Below are 3,506 nucleotides of genomic sequence, written 5' to 3'. Positions count from 1 at the left end.
GAGCCTGCTCGCGATGACGTCCATCCAGACACTACATCTGTTGAATCTTGGCCAAACCAGTCACGCAACTTGAAAGCTTTGACCATTGTCCCGCGCCGCCCGCGGAGCGAGTATTTCCTGGATTTTTACGGTTCCCCCCAACCTAATAAAAATACAGAGGGACTCTGGCAATGCGCGATTACCTGTCTGCGACTTCACAGTTCAACTATCAGCACACCGTCGATGCTGCGCTCAGCGGCTCGTTGACCGCACTCAACGCCTGCATTGAATGTTGCGACCGTCATGCGATACCCGGGCGCATTGCCTTGTTCTGGGAGGGGCGCGACGGTGCCAGCGCCACGTACACTTTCAGCGAGCTGCAGGACAAAGCTGCGCGCTTTGCCAATTTCCTGCTGGCTCAAGGCGTGAAGAAGGGCGACAAGGTCGCCGGCCTGTTGCCACGCAACGTTGAATTGCTGATTGTGGTGTTCGCCACCTGGCGCATCGGCGCGGTCTATCAGCCGCTGTTTACCGCCTTCGGCCCGAAAGCCATCGAACACCGTCTCAACAGTTCCGGCGCCGCCGTGGTGGTGACCGACGCGGTCAATCGTCCAAAGCTCAATGACGTTGCCGACTGCCCGACCATCGTCACTGTCGGCGGCCCGAAAGGCCAGGGCATCGTGCGTGGCGATTTCAGCTTCTGGGCCGAACTGCCCAACTATTCCGCTCAATGCGAACCCGTGCTGCTGGACGGCGAAGACCCGTTCCTGCTGATGTTCACCTCGGGCACCACCGGCCCGTCGAAAGCCCTGTCGGTACCGCTCAAGGCCATCGTTGCGTTCCAGAGCTACACCCGCGACGCGGTGGACCTGCGTCCTGAAGATGCGTTCTGGAATGTCGCCGATCCGGGTTGGGCCTATGGCATTTACTTCGGCGTGACCGGACCGTTGTCCATGGGCCATCCGATCACCTTTTACGATGGCCCGTTCACCCTCGAAAGCACCTGCCGGGTGATCAACAAATACGGCATCACCAATCTCACCGGTTCACCGACTGCGTACCGCTTGCTGATCGCCGGTGGGGAGGAGTTCGCCCGTTCGATCAAAGGCAAACTGCGGATTGTCAGCAGCGCCGGCGAACCGTTGAACCCGGAAGTGATCCGCTGGTTCGCCGACAACCTCGGCGTGGTCATCCACGACCATTACGGCCAGACCGAACTCGGCATGGTGCTGTGCAACCACCATGGCCTTGAACATCCGGTGCATGTCGGTGCGGCAGGGTTTGCCTCGCCTGGCCACCGGATCGTGGTGCTGGATGAGGCCTGCAACGAACTGTCGGTCGGTCAGCCGGGAATCCTCGCCATCGACCGCACGCAATCGCCGATGTGCTGGTTTGCCGGTTACGAAGGTGCGCCGACCAAGGCTTTCGTCGGTAACTATTACCTGAGTGGCGATACCGTCGAGCTCAACCCGGACGGCAGCATCAGCTTCGTCGGCCGCAGTGACGACGTGATCACTACCTCCGGCTACCGGGTCGGCCCGTTCGACGTGGAGAGTGCGTTGATCGAACACCCCGCCGTGGTTGAAGCAGCGGTGATCGGCAAGCCGGATCCGGAACGCACCGAACTGGTGAAAGCCTTCGTGGTGCTCAGCGCGCAATACCGTGCGTCCCCTGAGCTTGTCGAGGAACTGCGTCAACACGTGCGCAAGCGTCTGGCGGCGCACTCATACCCGCGTGAAATCGAATTTGTCAGCGAATTGCCGAAAACCCCAAGCGGCAAATTGCAGCGCTTTATCTTGCGCAACCAGGAAATCGCCAAGGCTCAAGAGGCCACGGCGAAGAACGTTTCAGCTTGAATCCAAGGAAACAATGATGCAGATCGAAAACAAGGTTTTTCTCGTCACAGGCGGTGCGTCGGGCCTGGGCGCGGCCACGGCTGAAATGCTGGTGGGTGCCGGTGCCAAAGTCATGCTGGTGGACCTGAATGCCGAAGCCGTCGCGGCCCAGGCAAAACGGCTCGGCGCGCATTGCGTCGTCGCGGACATCAGCCAGGAAGCGGCGGCAGAAGCCGCGGTGCAGGCAGCGGTCGCAGCCTTTGGTGGCCTGCACGGGCTGGTCAACTGTGCCGGCGTGGTCCGTGGCGAGAAAATCCTCGGCAAGAACGGTCCGCACGCGTTGGCCAGTTTCAGCCAGGTGATCAACGTCAACCTGATCGGCAGTTTCAACATGCTGCGCCTGGCGGCTGCGGCGATTGCCGAAACAGAAGCCAATGAAGACGGCGAGCGCGGGGTGATCATCAACACCGCTTCGGTGGCGGCCTTCGACGGCYAGATCGGCCAGGCCGCCTACGCTGCCTCCAAAGGCGCGATTGCCAGCCTGACCTTGCCTGCCGCCCGTGAACTGGCGCGCTACGGCATCCGGGTGATGACCATCGCCCCAGGCATCTTCGAAACGCCGATGATGGCCGGCATGACCCAGGAGGTTCGCGACTCGCTGGCCGCTGGCGTGCCGTTCCCGCCACGCCTTGGCAAACCGGTTGAGTACGCCGCGCTGGTCAGGCATATCATAGAAAACAGCATGCTCAACGGCGAGGTGATCCGTCTCGACGGTGCCTTGCGTATGGCCGCCAAATAAGGAGTATTTGTCATGACAATGTCCCACGATCCAATCGTTATCGTCAGCGCCGTCCGCACCCCGATGGGTGGTTTTCAAGGTGAACTGAAAAGCCTCAGCGCGCCACAACTGGGCGCTGCTGCGATCCGCGCCGCCGTTGAGCGTGCCGGTGTGGCCGCCGACGCGGTAGAAGAAGTGCTGTTCGGTTGCGTGCTGTCCGCTGGCCTCGGCCAGGCCCCGGCCCGCCAGGCTGCACTGGGCGCCGGGCTGGACAAATCGACCCGTTGCACCACTCTGAACAAAATGTGCGGTTCGGGCATGGAAGCCGCCATCCTGGCCCACGATATGCTGCTGGCCGGCAGTGCCGACGTGGTGGTTGCTGGCGGGATGGAAAGCATGTCCAACGCGCCTTACCTGCTGGACCGCGCTCGCAGCGGTTACCGCATGGGCCACGGCAAAGTGCTGGACCACATGTTCCTCGACGGTCTTGAAGACGCCTACGACAAGGGCCGCCTGATGGGCACCTTTGCCGAGGACTGCGCCGAGGCCAATGGCTTCACGCGTGAAGCGCAAGATGAGTTCGCAATCGCTTCGACCACCCGCGCACAACAGGCAATCAAGGACGGCAGCTTCAACGCCGAAATCGTCCCGTTGAAGGTCATGGTCGGCAAAGAGCAGAAGCTCATCACCGATGACGAACAACCACCGAAAGCCAAGCTGGACAAGATCGCCAGCCTGAAACCGGCATTCCGCGAAGGCGGTACGGTGACAGCGGCCAACTCCAGTTCGATTTCCGACGGCGCGGCAGCGTTGCTGTTGATGCGTCGTTCAGAAGCCGAAAAGCGTGGCCTGAAACCGCTGGCAGTGATCCACGGTCACGCAGCCTTCGCTGATACGCCGGGGTTGTTCCCGGT

The 3,506-nt window shown here is 61.4% G+C and carries 3 protein-coding genes; all 3 read left to right on the top strand.

The features are described 5' to 3' along the window. Positions 1-170 precede the first annotated feature (170 nt). Positions 171-1,835: an AMP-binding protein gene (locus tag AC1DH9_RS25320; RefSeq protein ID WP_427540055.1), complete on the top strand. Its 1,665-nt coding sequence runs from the start codon at positions 171-173 to the stop codon at positions 1,833-1,835. A 16-nt stretch (positions 1,836-1,851) separates the two neighbouring features. Then, positions 1,852-2,613, top strand: coding sequence for an SDR family NAD(P)-dependent oxidoreductase (locus AC1DH9_RS25315; RefSeq protein ID WP_477808999.1), 762 nt, complete (start codon positions 1,852-1,854; stop codon positions 2,611-2,613). A 12-nt stretch (positions 2,614-2,625) separates the two neighbouring features. Further along, positions 2,626-3,506, top strand: an 881-nt coding sequence (locus AC1DH9_RS25310; protein WP_477808998.1) for an acetyl-CoA C-acyltransferase, incomplete at its 3' end; no start/stop codon positions are given.

It is taken from the genome of Pseudomonas sp. 05T35 (assembly GCF_056396605.1).
The sequence above is the reverse complement of the archived record's forward strand: the minus strand, read 5'-3'. Positions and strand labels throughout refer to the sequence as shown.